This is a genomic window from Pseudomonas syringae group sp. J254-4 (assembly GCF_032586855.1).
GTDB classification, from domain to species: domain Bacteria; phylum Pseudomonadota; class Gammaproteobacteria; order Pseudomonadales; family Pseudomonadaceae; genus Aquipseudomonas; species Aquipseudomonas amygdali.
This window is the reverse complement of record NZ_JAWHOO010000029.1, coordinates 57,534-74,505: the sequence shown is the minus strand read 5'-3', so window position 1 is coordinate 74,505 and position 16,972 is coordinate 57,534. Positions and strand designations below refer to the sequence as shown.

Below are 16,972 nucleotides of genomic sequence, written 5' to 3'. Positions count from 1 at the left end.
TCTGTATATTTACCCATGACGCCTCCAAAGGTTGCGTCCAACCTTCGGGGGTCATACCACTCCAGCGTGGGAATGCCGTGCGTGACGCTCCGCGTCACAGATCTGCGCCGCACCGCACAGTCAAGACCGGACGCAGAGCGTCCAGAACGGCATGACGACGCGGAGCGTCGCACGATAGTCATGGTCACGCTCCGGTGGACACAAGTCGACCTAGAACTCCAGCTGCGCCGAGAACGCTACAGTACGCGGGTCGCCCAGGTAGCTGCTGTTGAGCCAGTATTCCTTGTTGGCCAGGTTGCTGACGTTGACCCGCAGGGTCAGGTCGTTTTCCGAGACGCGCATGCGATAGCGGGCTCCGGCGTCGAAGGTGGTAAAGGACGGCAGGTCGTTTTCGTTGCTTTGGTCGGTGTATTGCTTGCCGGTATAAAACGCGCCACCGGTTACTGCCAGCCCAGGCACCGGGTTGATGTCGTATTCGGCATAGACCTTGGCCAGTTGCTTGGCGACGTTGGTCGGTGCGTTGCCTTCATCCGCGGCAATGCCGGTTTTCTTGATCTTCGGGTCCAGCAAGGTAAAGCCGCCGACCAGTGTCAGCTCCGGAACGACCTTGCCGGTCACGCTGAACTCCAGGCCGTTGTTTTCCTGACGTCCGTCCACCACGTAAATATTCGAGGCGGTGGTGTAGCCGTTGGGCTTCTCGATGTTGAACAGCGCCAGGGTCAACAGGGTTTCACCCAACGTCGCCTTGGCACCGATTTCATATTGCTCGCTGACTTCCGGTGCGAATGCCTGGCCGGCATTGGCTGCGCCGCTCGGGGCGACACCGCCGGATTGCAGACCTTCTATATAGGTGGCGTAAGTGGTCAGCCACGGCAGTGGCTTGTAGACCAGCGAGATGTTCGGCGAGGTTTTGCTTTCGTTGTATTTGGTCTCGGTCTCTGCGGAGCCGAAGGCCTTGGCGTAAACGAACTCGTTGGCGTAAGTCTTGATCTGCGTGTTGGTCACGCCAAGAATCGCCGACCATTGCTCGTTGAAGGTGATGATGTCGCCGATCAGGAAGTTGTTGCTCTCCGAGCTATTGGCCAGACGCTGGTTGCCGTGGCCAATCGAGTACGACGGTTTGCCGACCTGAGGTGTCTGGTCGAGCGGTATCGTGCCGACTGGCGAGGTGTATTGCGGACCCGGCTGACCAGGCGTGTACGGGATGTGGTCTTCGTACTGCTTCTGGCGAGATGTGTTGCCCTGGTACCCCATCGTGACTTTGTGGCCGAGAAAACCGGTATCGAATGCTGCATCCAGAAACAGCGAGCCGGTCTTTTCTTCGGTTTCGATCGGTGCGAAGGCGTACAACGGCTGCGAATACAGACCCGCGCTGTAAACAGTCGGCCCGGTATAGGTGTTTTCCGAAGTGTACTGCTGGGCTGCAAAGGCCGCGCGCAAGGTGAATGTATCGTTCAAGCGCCATTTGGCGCGTACGCCCGCCTTGTCGGATTCATAATCGGAAAACGACCACTTCTGGCTGTAGAGTTTGTCGTTGTCCAGCGAGGCTGCGCTTGGGCGTAACGACTGGTCACCAAAGTACCAATAGCTGGTCAGACCGCGGATTTCGGTCTTTTTGTGTGAAGCGTCGAACTGCACCAGCAGGTCGTCGGAGACGTTCCAGTCCAGCGCCAGGGAAATCATTTCGCGACGACGCTTGTTCATGTCGACAGCGGTTTCGCCATCCTGAGTCAACACGTTCAGGCGATAGGCAAACTTGCCTTCGCTGTCGATCGGCCCGCCGAAATCGCCATGCAGGTAGTAGTTCTCGCCACCGGCATTGCCCAGCGTGACACTGTTATAGCGTTCGTAAGTAGGGCGCTTGATGACGTAGTTGACCAGCCCGCCCGGCGAGGCCGGGCCATACAGGAAACCGGTCAGACCGGTGATGACTTCCAGCTGTTCCATCTCTTCAATGTAGTTGCTGCCATCAGCACCATTGGTAAAGCGCAAGCCGTCATTGGCGATGTTCAGGCTGCCCGAGCTGCTGAAACCACGAATGTTGACGGCGCTGGCATAACCGGCGCTGGTCGGCGAGTACATCTGGGTGAACGGGTTGTGCTTGATGACATCGTCGAGCGAGGTGGCCTGAATGTTTTTCAGTAGAGCCTGAGGCGTCACACTGATGGAGTACGGCGCGTCCTGCAGTTTCATGCCGCCCAGTGCACCGACGCTGCTGATGTTCTCGCTGCGATAACCTGCAGCTTCCGAGCCTTCGGCGGGCGCGCTGTTGGCGTTGATGTTCACGTCCGACAGGTTCAAGGCGTTCTGCTCCATGACCATCAGCGTGTAGGTCCCGGCGCTGCTCTGCACCAGTTGCAGGCCGCTGCCACGCAACGCCTCACGCAAGGCTGTCGCCGCGTCGAAATCCCCCTTCACCGCTGGGCTTGTTTTGCCAGCAACCAGCGCAGGATCGAGGCTCAATGCCAGACCACCCTGGCTGGAAATCTGGTTCAGCGTGGTCGCCAAGGGGCCTGCAGGCAGGTCATAGGCAACCACGCTGGCCTGCTGCGCGGCCATCAGCAGCGGGCTGGCCAGCGGCGTGCACAGGGCAATCGCCACGGCCAACAGACTGGGACGCAGAAGGGTGTCTAACGAACGGGACATCGGGCAACTCCTGATGGAATATTTCTCAATGCCTGTTAGCCGAGCGAAAGTTCGAAAGTAACAGAGCTGATTGAAAATAATTCCGTTTCAGGATTCAGTTGGCCCGCAGCATTACTCCGGAATGACCTTCAGGTGAGAAGTATCGGGAGCCGCCTGCGACTCGGGCCTTTCGGCCTGCCCCATGTCGCTGCCCACCGGTGCCAGGCTCAACCGGGAAAGATCCAGCAGTGGCGCTGCGGGCTGAGGTTTGGCGGGCGACAGGTCGGCCCCCGCTTCGGCCACCGAATAGTCCGGCGCATCGACATTTTCGAAAGCAGCCATATACGCGTCACGCGGTTTGATCTGCAGACGGCCCGTACCCGACTGCGGGCCAGCCGGAGATTTACGCAACCAGGTCGGTGCGTCGGGCGGCGGAGCCAGTTCGACCTCTTCCATGGGCAGCGGCGTATTCATTTCCAGCACATGGACCCGTGCGCCTGCCCGCTCCAGCGTAGCGCGGTATTTTTCAGCGGTTGCCGCATCGAGATTGTTTTTCAGGACCAGTCGGCGCCCGGAGAACAGAAGCTCCAGACGCTCGGCGTCGGCATTGAACAGCTTGCCAAGGTTGGCCCTGACCTTCTCGGGCTGGGCTCCGGCGACCAATTCGGCACTGAAGACAATTTCGTAGACATTCATGGAGACACCGGTAAGCACGTCAATAAAAAGTATGGCGTAGCATCAGACAGCGCAACAAGCGCGTTACCCTTGACCGTCGAGTTGTTAGACTCAGGCGTCAAACGGAGCACATCCATGTTTTTTCAGGCGCACATTACAAGAATCATAAGCCTCGCGCTGGTCATGTTCGGTCTCAGCGGATGCTCGTTACTGAGCTTTGACAGCGTGCAGGATCCGGAAGTGCATTTGCTCAAAGTCCAGGTGGTCAAGGCAAGGCTGACACAACAGGATTTCAAACTGTATTTCGAGGTCGATAACCCCAACGACTCGGACCTGTTCGTACGCGGCCTGAACTATAAGATCTCGCTTAATGACGTTGTGCTCGCTGACGACCAATTCAGTGATTGGTTTTTCGTCGATGCGCATAGCCGGAAAACCTTTGTGGTGCCTGTTCGTACCAACCTGTGGCGTTACGCGAAATACATCGCTCAACTGCTGAAAAAACCTGATGAGCTGATCCATTACCGGCTTGAAGGCAAGCTCAAGACCGGAATGCTGTTCAGGCACAACGTGCGGATCGGCAAAACCGGCGACGTGGCACCAGATGAGCTGATTCAACGCAAATAATCACGTGGCCTAACCGCCCAGCTTGCCCTTGATCAGCTCCAGCAGAAACTTCCAGATATCCGCCGCCCACAATGCCCGATTGATTGCGCTGATCAACGCGCCACCAAACGAGCCCAACAGAAAGCCCACGCCGGTGGTGTTGCGAGGGTCCGCCACGCCAAGATAATCACTGGCGATGCCGGTGAGAAACACCGCACAGGCCACGCCGGTGACCAGAAAAACCAGCCAGGCACGCCAGTCGAGCAAGCCTGCCTTATGCCACCAGCCAGAGATGATTGCACCCACCAGACCGGCGACCAGCCATTCGCCTCTGTCTGCCAAACCATTCAAGATATCCATCGGACCTGACTCCGCTCAAGAGATACAGCCGTTCACGAACACAGAAATTCAGACGCTGAGAGCCTGCCATTCGAATGGCAGGGAACGGGTTGATGAGGGTCATCCTGGTTGACGTTCGGGCCCGCCCTGCCCTTTATCGCTTCCTTGCGCGTATTGCGGGTCGATACGACGGCGGTATTTGAAGCCGAAACCAAAAAATTAAGCATGCTTAAAAATAAAGTGGAACGTTTGCCATCAAATCTTGCGGAGCACCGTATAAAGGCTCAGATATCGATATAGCGCTGCCAGCCGATCCTTACCGAACCGTCTGGCTGACGGTCGACCTCGATCCCTTCGGTTTCTTCGATTTCCCGGAGCACCACGTTCCAGCTGTCCACAGGCTCATCGTCGCGTCGGGCTACGATGACCCACTGGATCTTCTGAACATTCGGCGCAGATACCAGCCGTTGAATGCGCTTGCCGATCTGTTCATAAGACGACGCACCTGTCGGCCCATTACGAGTGCCAGTCATGACTGCCTCCCGGAGATAACTGTATATAAATACAGTATTCCAGCTGCAAGACCTGCGCAAGCACTTCGTAGGACGCGCCCCGTCTCACGTCGCGACGGATAACGTCCGCAAGCCTTGTAAAACAAGGCTCATAGCCTGGCGGTCATTCTCACAGCTACACCAATGATGCGACAGTCGGCACCGCACTCGATCATTTTGTACGCAGGATTCAAGGGCTTCAGGTAGCGCGTGCCGCCGTCCTCGACCAGCTTCTTGAAGGTCGCCTCGTTGCTGGCGGGCAGCTTGGCGATCACGAGCTTGCCGGGCTGCACATCGGCTTCTGTATCAACCAGAATCATCATCCCCTCTGGCACGCTGACGCCAGTGGGTGCAGTCATCGAGTCACCCTTGACCTCCAGCCAGAACGCCGGGCCCTTGGAGTCGTAATCGGAGATTTCATAGCGATCGGAAAAACCGTCGGGGTAAGGCTCGACGGCTTCCTCCCAGGAACCTGCCGACACCCAGCTGATTACCGGATAACGAAAGGACATGTTCGGCTGATCGATCAGGGCAACGTTGGCGTCAAAGGGGGCGTCCTTTTCAGGCCCTTCGCCAATCGCCAGCCACTCGGCACGAAAGCCCGTGGCCCGCGCCAGTGCATAGAGGTTTTCCGGCCGCAGGCTTTTGCTTTCGCCACTGATCCATTGGGTGACGGCAGAATTGGCAACGCCGCACTGTGCGGCAATTTCCCCTTTCTTCATGCCGCTGGCGGCAATTGCCCTGGCGATACGCTCTTGTCGGGTCATAACGTTGGCTCTGCGCATGAAAATACAAAGACGCTGAAAAACGCCCGAAAAAATAAGCATACTTAAATTTGCAGTGATATGTGAATCGAAATATGTCGATACTGCTTCGTCCCGATTTGCTGGATAATGCGCGCCAGATTTATTTGCGGAGTAAAACCGATGAACCAGCAAGCCCATGTTCATGGCCCCGATTGCAACCACGACCATGATCACGATCATCACGACCACCAGCATGGCCACGTGCACGGTCCGAACTGCGGGCATGCCCACCAGGAACCGGTGCGCAACACCCTGAAAGATGTAGGTCGCAACGACCCTTGCCCGTGCGGCAGCGACAAGAAATTCAAGAAATGCCACGGCGCTTAAAGCGTTGAGCGTTCTTCTGACGGCCTGCATGAGCAGGCCGTTTTCATTTGCGCGCGTCTTCACACGCAGTGGAGCGAGAGGCGTGTGGCAAGCTTCTGCAAAATCCTGAAATAAACTCGCCCTCCCCGCTTGCGCGCTGACGGCCTGCTCTCTAACGTAGCGACTTTTGTACGTTACCCCTCCAGGAGCTTGCCCATGGCCTCGCCAGCCCTTCGTCATTTTCTACCCCGATTCGGCGCTGCCGTCGCTGCGGCGAGTTTCCTGAGCCTTGCCGGCTGCCAGTTGGGCGGCGGTGATCCAGAGACCGTACTGCCTGCTTCCGGGACGTTCCCGCTCAAAGGGCTGGCGCAAAACGTTTCCGTGCGCCGCAACAACATGGGCATGCCGCTGATTGAAAGCAGCACGTATCACGATGCGCTGTTCACCCTCGGATACATCCATGCCGGTGACCGCATCGGTCAGATGCTCGGCATGCGCCTGCTGGCGCAGGGCCGTTTGTCGGAAATGGCCGGGGCGGACGCGCTGGAAGTCGACCGTTTGATGCGCTCGGTCAACCTCAAGCAAAACGCCAGCGACCTGTATAACGCCGCCTCGCCTCGCTTGAAGCGCTTCTTCGACGTCTATGCGCGCGGCGTTAACGCTTACCTGTTCCGCTACCGCGACAAGCTGCCGGCCGATGTCGCCAATTCGGGCTACAAGCCGGAGTACTGGAAACCGGAAGACTCGGCGCTGATCTTCAGCCTGCTCAATTTCAGCCTGTCGGTGAACCTGCAGGAAGAGCTTTCGGCGCTGGTGCTGGCGCAGAAAGTCGGGGCAGACAAACTTGCCTGGCTGCTGCCGACCTACCCTGACGAAGAACTGCCATTTGCCGAAGCCGACAAGCTCAAGGGCCTGAACCTGAATAATCAGGTCAACGGCCTGAGCGACCTGAACAAGATCGCCTTGCAGCTCTCGGACCTGAACATGCTTGGCGTTGCAGCCTCCAGCAACTGGGCCATCGCGCCGCAACGCAGCCGAAGCGGCAAGAGCCTGCTGGCCAGCGACATGCAACTGCCTGCCGGGCTCAACTCCGCCTGGAGCTTCGTGCAGATCCGAGCGCCGAAATATCAGGTGTCCGGTGTTTCCATCGCAGGCTTGCCGCTGGTCCTGAGCGGTTTCAACGGCAAGCTGGCGTGGAGCATGAGCAACGTCAAGGGCGACAACCAGGACCTGTTTCTGGAGAAGATCAAGCGCGAAGGCAACCGCGTGTCTTATATGGCTGACGGCAAATGGCTGCCCGCTACTGCCCATCAGGAGACCTTTCTGGTCAAGGGTGGTAGCGCGCTTCGCGAAACCGTATACGAAACCCGCCACGGCGCGCTGCTCAACGCATCTGCAACGCCACCGGACAATGGCTTGAGCCTGGCGCTGCAAGTACCGAACTTCAAGGACGACAAGAGCCTGGACGCATTCTTTGATCTGTCCCGCGCACCTAACGTCGAGAAGGCCTTCGACACCAGCCGCGAGATTCGTGCGATTACCCTGAACATGATTTTCGCCGATGCCTCGAACATTGGCTGGCAGGTCACCGGCCGTTTCCCGAACCGCCGTGAAGGCCAGGGCCTGCTGCCTTCGCCGGGCTGGGATGGCAAATACGACTGGGACGGTTTCGCCGACTCGATGCTCCATCCTTACGACCAGGACCCGCGTCAGGGCTGGCTAGCGGCGGCTAACCAGCGCACGATTCCGAAAGGCTATGGCATGCAGCTTTCCAACTCGTGGGGCTACCCGGAGCGTGCCGAGCGGATCGCCGAGCTGGCCAACAGCGGCAAGCAGGACCTGCGCAGCACCATCGCCATGCAGTACGACCAGACCACGACATTCGCGGCCAAACTCAAGACCATGTTCCAGGCACCGGGCATGAGCAAGCCGCTAAAGCAGGCCATCGACGCCCTGCCGGAAGCGGATCGTAACAAGGCCCGCGAAGCGTTCACGCGCCTGATGGCATTCGATGGCAAGCTCAGCGCAACGTCGGCTGACGCTGCGCTGTACGAGCTGTTTCTGCAGGAAAGCGCCAAGCAGATTTTCCTTGATGAGCTAGGCCCGGAAACCAGTCCTGCCTGGCAGGCGCTGGTGGCCAACGCCAGCTCGTCGTATTCGCCGCAAGCCGACCATTTGCTGGGCCGTGATGACAGCCCGTACTGGGATGACGTCAAAACCCCGCAGAAAGAAGACAAGCCAGCCATCCTGGCGCGCAGTCTGGCGGCTGCTGTCACCAGCGGCGACAGCCTGTTGGGCAGCGATCACAAGGCCTGGCAATGGGGCAAGCTGCACCGCGACAACTGGACCTCGACCAGCCCGCTCGCCAAACAGTTGGGTGGCGGCGAGTTCAATCGCGGTGCGTCTCCGGCAGGTGGTGACCACAGCACGCTGAACGTGTCCGGTTTCGAGTGGGGTAAAAGCTTCGATACACACTTGGCCCCCGGCCTGCGCATGATTGTCGACTTCAGCCTTGTCGAGCCCATGACCGGCCTGATCAGCACCGGCCAGTCCGGCAACCCGGCCAGCCCGTTTTATGCCAACAGCATCGAGCCGTGGCAGAAAGGTCAATACATGTCGATCCCGCTGCAACAGCAGAACTATGAAAAAGGCTACGGCAAGCAACGCCTGACACTCACGCCGGGCAAGTAAGCGCCGAAAACCGGACGCGGGGCGTCCAGAACGGCATACCCACGCGGAGCATGGGCACGATAGTGTTCTCCCGAACGCCTATCGTTCCGAATGCTCCAGCGAGCATACCTACGCGGAGCAGGCTCCCGAACGCCCGTTCCCAAGCTCCAACAGGCATATACCCACGCGGAGCAGGCTCCCGAACGCCTATCGTTCCCACGCTCCGCGTGGTAATGCATTTCGTGACGCTCCGCGTCACACCGTTCTGCGATTCAGTGAGATTCAGGCTCGACTTGAGTCACCTTTTCGCCCCTCGGCGACCTACTTTGATGGGGCCAAAGTAGGCAAATCCCCTCGCTCCTGTTTCCGGCCCGACTTCGTCGGGTTCCTTCGCCCGGACACTGATCCGGGGGTCGCCGCAACGGGCCATCCATGGCCCGGTGCGGGTAGCCTGGCGTCCTGCCAGGCTACCCCGGATCAGCGCCAGGACTCAGCCGTCACTTACGTCGCACTCTGCGTCGTCTGTGCCATCACGACAAAAAAGCGCTTTTATGCACGATAGTGTTCTTTTGGACATTTATCGCACCTCACGCTACGCAGCCCTCACGCAAACTCCCCGAACTTCCCGCCCTGCCCCGGCTCATAGCTAACAAGCCCATCCATACGGTTGCCTCATGGATCTTGTCGTTGCTCGTCCCGAAGGTTTGTACTGCCCACCCGGTGATTTCTATATCGACCCGTGGCGCCCGGTCGAACGGGCCGTCATTACCCATGCGCATGGCGACCACGCCCGTACCGGCAATCAGCATTATCTGTCGGCGGCAAGTGGCGAGGGCATTCTGCGTTCGCGCCTTGGCCAGGACATCAACCTGCAGACCCTGGAATACGGCGAAACCATCACCCATCACGGGGTAAAACTCAGCCTGCACCCGGCTGGGCATGTGCTGGGGTCGGCGCAGGTGCGGCTGGAGTACCAAGGCGAAGTCTGGGTGGCTTCCGGGGATTACAAAGTCGAACCCGACGGCACCTGCGCGGCGTTCGAACCGGTGCGCTGTCACACCTTTATTACCGAATCGACCTTCGGCCTGCCGATCTATCGCTGGGCACCGCAGTCGCAGATTTTTGAAGGCATCAACCAGTGGTGGCGTGGCAATGCGGCTCAGGGCAAGGCCAGCGTGCTGTTCGCCTACTCGTTCGGCAAGGCGCAACGCATTCTGCATGGTATTGATTCGCAGATCGGGCCGATTCTGGTGCATGGCGCTGTCGAGCCGTTGAACCGGGTCTACCGCGAAGGCGGCATTCGTATTCCGGAAACCCAATACGCTGGCGACTTCAAAAAGACTGATCCGGCCCTGCGCCAGGCGTTGATTCTCGCCCCGCCCTCGGCCGGTGGCAGCAGTTGGATGAAGCGCTTCGGCGAATACAGCGATGCCTTTGCCAGCGGCTGGATGATGCTGCGCGGCACGCGACGTCGGCGCGGTGTAGATCGCGGTTTCGTGCTGTCCGATCACGCCGACTGGCCCGGCTTGCTGTGGGCCATCGAACAGACTGGTGCCGAGCGGGTCATGGTCACCCACGGTTCGGTCGGCATACTGGTGCGTTATCTGCGCGAACTGGGTCTGGATGCGCAAGGCTTCAGCACCGAATACGGCGATGAAGAAGACAGCAATCCGGCGACGGCAGAGCCTGAGGCAGCAACTGCGGGGGCGGCTCAGTCATGAAAGCCTTCGCGGAACTCTACGCACAGCTGGACGCAACCACATCGAGCAACGCCAAACTTGCCGCGATGCGTGACTATTTCGAGAAAGCGGCTGCAGAGGATGCTGCCTGGGCCGTGTACTTCCTGTCCGGTGGACGCCCCAGGCAATTGGTGCCGACCCGCGTGTTGCGCGAACAGGCAATGACTCTGGCGAATCTGCCGGAGTGGCTGTTCGAAGAAAGCTATCAGGCGGTCGGCGACCTGGCAGAGACCCTGTCGTTGTTACTGCCCCAGGCCGATCACAGCAATGACGAGGGCCTGGCCACCTGGATGGAGGAAAAATTGCTGCCGTTACGCGGCCTGCCGCCCGAAGAGCTGGCAGCACGCCTGCCGATGTTCTGGTCGCAACTGGACCGCAGCAGCCTGATGGTCTGTATAAAGCTGATCACCGGCAGTTTCCGGGTCGGCGTGTCGAAACTGCTGGTGACGCGCGCACTGGCTGCGCTGGCCGATATCGACAGCAAGCGCGTCGCCCAACGACTGGTTGGCTATACCGACCTGTCGCATCGGCCGAGCGCCGAGCGCTACCTGAAACTGATCGCCCCCGAATCCGAAGACGAGCACGCACAACGTGGCGGTCAGCCCTACCCGTTTTTTCTTGCCCATTCCCTGCAACAGCCCGCCGATCAGTTCGAGGGGTTGCTCGGGGCGGCCGAGAACTGGCAGGTGGAATGGAAGTGGGACGGTATTCGCGCACAACTGGTCAAACGTGACGGACGCTTGTGGATCTGGTCGCGTGGCGAAGAGCTGGTCACCGACCGGTTTCCCGAGCTGCACAGCCTGGCGCAGTGCCTGCCCGACGGCACGGTGATCGACGGCGAAATCGTCGTCTGGAAAGCCCCCGAGCCGAGCCCCGATAGCGGCGCTGAATTTGCGTTGAACGGTGATGCCACCGCGTCGTTACCTTCGGTTCAGCCCTTCGCCCTGCTGCAACAAAGGATTGGCCGCAAGACCCTCGGCAAGAAAATTCTCGCTGACGTTCCCGTGGTGGTGCTGGCCTATGACCTGCTTGAATGGCAAGGCGATGACTGGCGCGGCCGACCGCAACATGAACGTCGCACACAACTGGAAACCTTGATCGAAAGCGTCCAGAGCGAGGTGTTGATGCCCTCCCCGGTACTCACCGGCAAGGATTGGCTTGATCTGGCGACTCAACGTGAAGCCTCTCGCAGCCTGGGCGTCGAGGGCATGATGCTCAAGGCCCGCGACTCGCTGTACGGCGTCGGTCGCACCAAGGACATGGGCGTGTGGTGGAAATGGAAAATCGACCCGTTCAGCGTCGATGCCGTGCTGATCTACGCACAACGCGGCCACGGCCGACGTGCCAGTCTGTACAGCGACTACACCTTTGCGGTGTGGGACGGCCCGCCCGACGCCAGTGAGCGCACGCTGGTGCCATTCGCCAAAGCCTACTCAGGGCTGACCGACGAGGAAATGCGTAAGGTCGACGCCATCGTTCGTAAAACCACCGTGGAAAAATTCGGCCCGGTGAGCAGCGTCACGCCGACGCTGGTATTCGAACTGGGCTTTGAAGGCATCGCCTTGTCAAAGCGCCACAAGAGCGGCATTGCGGTGCGCTTCCCGCGTATGTTGCGCTGGCGGCAGGACAAGCCGGTGGCCGAAGCCGACAGCCTGGCGTCATTACAGGACCTGCTGAACTAGAGCACCAAAAAGGCGCACGAGAAATGCCGTGCACCTTTTTGAAACACCGACGAACGAATCATCCCGTCTCCATGCAGGAAACTTCCCGATTCGTTACCAATCTTCCGCTCTTTCTTACCTGAACAAGCATCTTGTGTCGGACCGGGCGATGAACACCAGCCCTGTAAGCGCGCATGGGCGGCCTATTGCCAGCCGTTTATATGAAATAGCGACAACCCCTTATATTTCAAACGCACGTTCGTTCCTCTGGTTCGGAAATTGCTAACCAATGCCTGTCTGGCACTTGCCGGTAGCACGCTTCGCGTATTCCCAACGCCCCATTTAAGGTTTTAAGGACTGAACAATGAAAAAAGCATGGCTGACTCTTTCTGCACTGGCTCTGTGCATCTCCGCCGGTAACACCATGGCCAAGGAATACAAGGAACTGCGCTTCGGCGTCGATCCATCTTACGCACCGTTTGAATCCAAAGCCGCCGACGGCAGCCTGGTCGGCTTCGATATCGACCTGGGCAACGCGATCTGCAAAGAGCTGAAAGTCACCTGCAAATGGGTTGAAAGCGATTTCGACGGCATGATCCCCGGCCTCAAGGCACGCAAATTCGACGGCGTGATTTCCTCGATGACCGTGACCCCTGCTCGCGAAAAAGTCATCGACTTCTCCAACGAATTGTTTTCCGGCCCGACCTCGCTGGTGTTCAAGAAAGGTGCAGGCTTTACCGCCGACTCGGCCAGCCTGAAAGGCAAGACTGTGGGCTATGAGCAAGGCACTATCCAGGAAGCCTACGCCAAGGCCGTACTGGACAAGGCCGGTGTATCCACCAAGGCCTACGCCAACCAGGATCAGGTTTACGCCGACCTGACTTCCGGTCGTCTGGACGCTTCGATCCAGGACATGCTGCAAGCCGAACTGGGTTTCCTGAAATCGCCAGCCGGTGCTGATTACGAAGTCAGCAAGCCTATCGACAGCGAATTGCTGCCAGCCAAAACCGCCATCGGCATCGCCAAGGGCAACAAGGAGCTGAAAGCGCTGCTGGATAAAGGCATCAAGGCGATGCACGACGACGGCACCTACGCCGAAATCCAGAAAAAGCATTTTGGCGACCTGAACCTGTACAGCGGCAAATAACACCCCGACGCCCATCGATTTCGGCGATGATTCGCCGCCCGATCGATGGGCGTCTCTGTTTTTGAAAGCAAGGCCTATCCATGCTCGATGCACTCATGCAAAACCTGGGACTCTCGGCATTCAGCCTGAAGGGCTTTGGCCCGCTGTTGCTGGAAGGCACCTGGATGACCGTCAAACTGGCTGTGCTGTCGCTTGCTCTGAGCATTCTGCTCGGACTGATCGGGGCAAGCGCCAAACTGTCGAGCTCGGCGCTGCTGCGCGTGCCGGCACAAATTTATACAACACTGATCCGCGGTATCCCGGATCTGGTGTTGATGCTGTTGATTTTCTACAGCCTGCAAACATGGCTGACCATGCTCACCGACGCGATGGAATGGGAATACATCGAGATCAACCCGTTTGGCGCGGGTGTCATCACTTTGGGCTTCATTTATGGGGCATATTTCACCGAGACGTTTCGCGGCGCGATTCTGTCCGTGCCTCGCGGTCAGGTGGAAGCAGCGACGGCCTATGGACTGAAACGCGGCCAGCGATTTCGCTACGTTGTGTTCCCGCAAATGATGCGTTACGCACTGCCGGGGATCGGCAATAACTGGCAGGTGCTGCTCAAGGCCACCGCGCTGGTATCGATCATCGGCCTGGCTGATCTGGTCAAGGCCTCGCAGGACGCTGGCAAAAGTACCTATCAGTTGTTCTACTTTCTGGTGTTGGCGGCATTGATCTACCTGCTGATCACCAGCGCCTCGAACTTCGCCCTGCGTTGGGCTGAACGGCACTACGCCGCAGGCAGCCGGGAGGCACAGCGATGATCGAATTGTTACAGGAATACTGGAAACCCTTCCTTTATACAGACGGCGTAAATATCACTGGGCTGGCCATGACCATGTGGCTGCTCAGCGCCTCTATCGCCATCGGCTTCTGCGTGTCGATCCCGCTGTCGATTGCACGGGTGTCGAAAAACCGCTGGGTACGCTGGCCAGTGCAGTTCTACACCTACCTGTTTCGCGGCACGCCCCTCTATATACAGTTGCTGATTTGCTACACCGGCATTTACAGCATTGCTGCGGTGCGTGAACAGCCGATGCTGGATGCGTTTTTTCGCGATGCGATGAACTGCACAATCCTGGCCTTCACCCTGAACACCTGTGCGTACACCACAGAGATCTTTGCCGGCGCGATCCGCAGCATGGCCCACGGCGAAGTCGAAGCGGCCAAAGCCTACGGTCTGACCGGCTGGAAGCTTTACGCCTACGTGATCATGCCGTCGGTGCTGCGCCGGTCGCTGCCGTACTACAGCAATGAAGTGATCCTGATGCTGCACTCGACCACGGTGGCCTTTACCGCCACGGTGCCGGACATATTGAAAGTGGCGCGGGATGCCAACTCTGCGACCTTCATGACCTTCCAGTCCTTCGGTATCGCCGCCGTCATGTACCTGACCGTGACGTTCATTCTGGTCGGGCTGTTCCGTCTTGCCGAACGCCGCTGGCTGGCCTTTCTCGGCCCGGCCCATTAATCAGGACTGAACATGCACCATCACACCCATGACTTACTGTCGCCAGTGCCAGGCACTGCCCGGCAGGTCCACAGCTTTCACTACGGCCCGCAAAACGGTTCCGGCAAGGTTTATATCCAGGCTTCGCTGCATGCGGACGAACTGCCGGGCATGCTGGTTGCCTGGTACCTGAAGCAGCGTCTGGCAGAACTGGAAAGTGCTGGTCGCCTGCTGGGTGAAGTCGTCGTGGTGCCGGTCGCCAACCCGATTGGTCTGGAACAGGTCCTGATGGACACACCTTTGGGCCGCTACGAGCTGGAAAGCGGCCAGAACTTCAATCGCTGGTTCAGCGACCTTGGCGCGCAGGTCGGCGATGATATCGAAGCCCGGCTGACTGCTGATGCAGAGCACAACGTCGCACTGGTGCGGGACAGCCTGAGAGCGGCGCTGGATGCCGTACCCGCAAACACCCAATTGCAATCGCTGCGCCTGACCCTGCAGCGCCTGGCTTGCGATGCCAACATGGTGCTGGACCTGCACTGTGATTTCGAATCGGTCGAGCATCTGTACACCACGCCCGAAGCCTGGCCGAAAGTCGAGCCGCTGTCGCGCTACCTGGGCGCGCAGGCCAGCCTGCTGGCGACCGACTCGGGTGGCCAGTCGTTCGACGAATGCTTCACGCTGGTCTGGTGGCAATTGCAGCAACGCTTCGGTGAGCGCTTTCCGATCCCCATGGGCAGCTTCTCGGTGACACTGGAGTTGCGCGGGCAAGGCGATGTAAACCATGCCCTCGCCAGCCGTGACTGTCAGGCCATCATTCATTACCTGATCGACGCAGGCATCATCGACGGCGAACTCCAGCCGCTGCCCGAACTGCTCTATCCCGCTACGCCATTGGCAGCGGTCGAACCGGTGACCACGCCAGTCGGCGGCCTGCTGGTGTTCTGCGCGATGCCCGGCGAACACGTCGAGGCTGGCCAACTGATTGCCGAGGTCATCGACCCGATCAGCGACACCGTGGCCTGCATCCATGCCTTGAACGCGGGCCTGCTGTACGCCCGCTCGCTGCGCCGCATGGCGACTGCCGGCATGGTCATTGCGCACATCGCTGGCACCCAGGCCTATCGCAGCGGCTATCTACTTTCTCCTTGAGGACCTGTCATGTACAAACTGACCATCGATGGCCTGCACAAAAGCTATGGCGACAACAAAGTGCTCAAAGGCGTATCGCTCAAGGCCAGCAGCGGTGACGTGATCTGCCTGATCGGCGCCAGTGGCTCCGGCAAGAGCACCTTTCTGCGCTGCATCAACTTTCTCGAACAGCCCAATGACGGGGCGATGAGCCTGGATGGCAAGCAAGTACGCATGGTCAGCGATAAGGACGGCATGCGCGTTGCCGACGCGGACGAACTGCAGCGCATCCGCACGCGGCTGGCGATGGTGTTTCAGCACTTCAACCTGTGGGCGCACATGACCGTGCTGGAAAACATCACCATGGCGCCGCGCCGCGTACTGGGCGTGCCAAAGGCCGAAGCCGAGGCCCGCGCGCGTAAGTACCTGGAGAAGGTCGGGCTGCCGGAGCGTGTCGCCGATCAGTACCCGGCGTTCCTGTCGGGCGGCCAGCAACAGCGCGTGGCCATTGCCCGTGCGCTGGCAATGGAGCCGGAAATCATGCTGTTCGACGAACCCACCTCGGCACTGGACCCGGAGCTGGTCGGTGAAGTGCTGAAGGTCATTCAGGGCTTGGCCGAGGAAGGCCGGACCATGATTCTGGTGACACACGAGATGGGCTTTGCCCGCAAGGTTGCGAGCCAGGTGGTGTTCCTGCACCAAGGCCAGATCGAAGAATCCGGCCACCCGGACGAGGTGCTCAACAATCCGAAAAGCGAGCGCTTACAGCAGTTTTTGAGTGGCAATCTGAAGTAGCGCTTTTTGGGTATGAAGCCGGAAACGCCTGGTAACCGGAACTGAAATATCCACGACTATCGCCCCCACTCCAGCGTGGGGATGCAGTGCTAGAGGCTCTGCGTCGCACGATAGTTGAGATTATCGTTCCGCACGCTCCAGCGTGGGAATGCAGGTCTCGACGCTCTGCGTCGCCAGGAGGACGCGGAGCGTCCGGAAAGGCATGCGACGCGGAGCGACGCACGATGGTTGAGATTATCGTTCCGCATGCTCCAGCGTGGGAATGCAGGTCTCGACGCTCTGCGTCGCAAGGAGGACGCGGAGCGTCCGGAAAGGCATGCGACGCGGAGCGACGCACGATATTGAGATCATCGTTCCGCACGCTCCAGCGTGGGAATGCAGGTCTCGACGCTCTGCGTCGCCAGGAGGACGCGGAGCGTCCGGAAA

The 16,972-nt window shown here is 59.2% G+C and carries 15 protein-coding genes; 10 read left to right on the top strand and 5 right to left on the bottom strand.

All coding sequences use genetic code 11. From position 1 onward, the window contains the following. Positions 1–210 precede the first annotated feature (210 nt). Positions 211–2,646, bottom strand: coding sequence for a TonB-dependent receptor (locus tag RYB09_RS24705; RefSeq protein ID WP_316890629.1), 2,436 nt, complete (start codon positions 2,644–2,646; stop codon positions 211–213). Between the two features lie 111 nt (positions 2,647–2,757). After that, on the bottom strand, positions 2,758–3,321 hold the full coding sequence (locus tag RYB09_RS24700; RefSeq protein WP_058401654.1) for a hypothetical protein: 564 nt from the start codon (positions 3,319–3,321) through the stop codon (positions 2,758–2,760). Positions 3,322–3,435: 114 nt separating this feature from the next. Here RYB09_RS24700 and RYB09_RS24695 point away from each other — a divergent pair, with 114 nt between their 5' ends. After that, positions 3,436–3,927 carry an LEA type 2 family protein gene (locus RYB09_RS24695; protein ID WP_005743218.1) on the top strand — a complete coding sequence of 164 codons (492 nt, stop codon included), beginning with the start codon at positions 3,436–3,438 and terminating at the stop codon, positions 3,925–3,927. Between the two features lie 9 nt (positions 3,928–3,936). Here RYB09_RS24695 and RYB09_RS24690 read toward each other — a convergent pair whose 3' ends face one another. The 3 genes from RYB09_RS24690 to RYB09_RS24680 all read right to left on the bottom strand — a co-directional run bounded on the left by RYB09_RS24690 (position 3,937) and on the right by RYB09_RS24680 (position 5,563). Then, entirely contained in the window at positions 3,937–4,266 is a 330-nt protein-coding gene (locus RYB09_RS24690; protein WP_005755519.1) for a hypothetical protein, read from the bottom strand. A 263-nt stretch (positions 4,267–4,529) separates the two neighbouring features. Continuing rightward, complete coding sequence (locus RYB09_RS24685) at positions 4,530–4,778, bottom strand: DUF1654 domain-containing protein (RefSeq protein WP_316890626.1); 249 nt, start codon at positions 4,776–4,778, stop codon at positions 4,530–4,532. Positions 4,779–4,906: 128 nt separating this feature from the next. Then, positions 4,907–5,563, bottom strand: coding sequence for a LexA family protein (locus tag RYB09_RS24680; RefSeq protein WP_054996890.1), 657 nt, complete (start codon positions 5,561–5,563; stop codon positions 4,907–4,909). A gap of 159 nt (positions 5,564–5,722) precedes the next feature. Here RYB09_RS24680 and RYB09_RS24675 point away from each other — a divergent pair, with 159 nt between their 5' ends. From RYB09_RS24675 to RYB09_RS24635, 9 genes are all read left to right on the top strand, one after another. After that, on the top strand, positions 5,723–5,929 hold the full coding sequence (locus RYB09_RS24675) for an SEC-C metal-binding domain-containing protein (RefSeq protein ID WP_002554826.1): 207 nt from the start codon (positions 5,723–5,725) through the stop codon (positions 5,927–5,929). Positions 5,930–6,124: 195 nt separating this feature from the next. After that, positions 6,125–8,599, top strand: a complete 2,475-nt coding sequence (locus RYB09_RS24670) for a penicillin acylase family protein (protein ID WP_316890623.1) — start codon at positions 6,125–6,127, stop codon at positions 8,597–8,599. Positions 8,600–9,252: 653 nt separating this feature from the next. Next, positions 9,253–10,299: a ligase-associated DNA damage response exonuclease gene (locus tag RYB09_RS24665; RefSeq protein ID WP_058401651.1), complete on the top strand. Its 1,047-nt coding sequence runs from the start codon at positions 9,253–9,255 to the stop codon at positions 10,297–10,299. Continuing rightward, positions 10,296–11,999: an ATP-dependent DNA ligase gene (locus RYB09_RS24660; RefSeq protein WP_316890621.1), complete on the top strand. Its 1,704-nt coding sequence runs from the start codon at positions 10,296–10,298 to the stop codon at positions 11,997–11,999. The genes RYB09_RS24665 and RYB09_RS24660 overlap by 4 nt, the downstream gene beginning before the upstream one ends. 343 nt (positions 12,000–12,342) lie before the next feature. Beyond that, positions 12,343–13,125 (top strand): transporter substrate-binding domain-containing protein, encoded by a 783-nt coding sequence (locus RYB09_RS24655; RefSeq protein WP_122280425.1) that lies wholly within the window; start codon positions 12,343–12,345, stop codon positions 13,123–13,125. Positions 13,126–13,205: 80 nt separating this feature from the next. Further along, a complete protein-coding gene (locus RYB09_RS24650; protein WP_122280426.1) occupies positions 13,206–13,934 on the top strand; it encodes an ABC transporter permease in 729 nt (242 codons plus the stop codon). Continuing rightward, positions 13,931–14,641 carry an ABC transporter permease gene (locus RYB09_RS24645; RefSeq protein WP_002554831.1) on the top strand — a complete coding sequence of 237 codons (711 nt, stop codon included), beginning with the start codon at positions 13,931–13,933 and terminating at the stop codon, positions 14,639–14,641. The genes RYB09_RS24650 and RYB09_RS24645 overlap by 4 nt, the downstream gene beginning before the upstream one ends. Positions 14,642–14,653: 12 nt before the next feature. Then, positions 14,654–15,772 carry a M14 family metallopeptidase gene (locus tag RYB09_RS24640; protein WP_316890616.1) on the top strand — a complete coding sequence of 373 codons (1,119 nt, stop codon included), beginning with the start codon at positions 14,654–14,656 and terminating at the stop codon, positions 15,770–15,772. Between the two features lie 9 nt (positions 15,773–15,781). Then, a complete protein-coding gene (locus RYB09_RS24635; protein WP_002554833.1) occupies positions 15,782–16,546 on the top strand; it encodes an ABC transporter ATP-binding protein in 765 nt (254 codons plus the stop codon). Positions 16,547–16,972 lie beyond the last annotated feature (426 nt).

Coding starts and splice junctions, on each gene's coding strand:
- RYB09_RS24685 (WP_316890626.1), bottom strand. CDS start 4,778: ATGACTGGCACTCGTAATGGGCCGACAGGTGCGTCGTCTTATGAACAG.
- RYB09_RS24640 (WP_316890616.1), top strand. CDS start 14,654: ATGCACCATCACACCCATGACTTACTGTCGCCAGTGCCAGGCACTGCC.
- RYB09_RS24665 (WP_058401651.1), top strand. CDS start 9,253: ATGGATCTTGTCGTTGCTCGTCCCGAAGGTTTGTACTGCCCACCCGGT.
- RYB09_RS24705 (WP_316890629.1), bottom strand. CDS start 2,646: ATGTCCCGTTCGTTAGACACCCTTCTGCGTCCCAGTCTGTTGGCCGTG.
- RYB09_RS24645 (WP_002554831.1), top strand. CDS start 13,931: ATGATCGAATTGTTACAGGAATACTGGAAACCCTTCCTTTATACAGAC.
- RYB09_RS24675 (WP_002554826.1), top strand. CDS start 5,723: ATGAACCAGCAAGCCCATGTTCATGGCCCCGATTGCAACCACGACCAT.
- RYB09_RS24635 (WP_002554833.1), top strand. CDS start 15,782: ATGTACAAACTGACCATCGATGGCCTGCACAAAAGCTATGGCGACAAC.
- RYB09_RS24650 (WP_122280426.1), top strand. CDS start 13,206: ATGCTCGATGCACTCATGCAAAACCTGGGACTCTCGGCATTCAGCCTG.
- RYB09_RS24680 (WP_054996890.1), bottom strand. CDS start 5,563: ATGACCCGACAAGAGCGTATCGCCAGGGCAATTGCCGCCAGCGGCATG.
- RYB09_RS24695 (WP_005743218.1), top strand. CDS start 3,436: ATGTTTTTTCAGGCGCACATTACAAGAATCATAAGCCTCGCGCTGGTC.
- RYB09_RS24660 (WP_316890621.1), top strand. CDS start 10,296: ATGAAAGCCTTCGCGGAACTCTACGCACAGCTGGACGCAACCACATCG.
- RYB09_RS24690 (WP_005755519.1), bottom strand. CDS start 4,266: ATGGATATCTTGAATGGTTTGGCAGACAGAGGCGAATGGCTGGTCGCC.
- RYB09_RS24670 (WP_316890623.1), top strand. CDS start 6,125: ATGGCCTCGCCAGCCCTTCGTCATTTTCTACCCCGATTCGGCGCTGCC.
- RYB09_RS24700 (WP_058401654.1), bottom strand. CDS start 3,321: ATGAATGTCTACGAAATTGTCTTCAGTGCCGAATTGGTCGCCGGAGCC.
- RYB09_RS24655 (WP_122280425.1), top strand. CDS start 12,343: ATGAAAAAAGCATGGCTGACTCTTTCTGCACTGGCTCTGTGCATCTCC.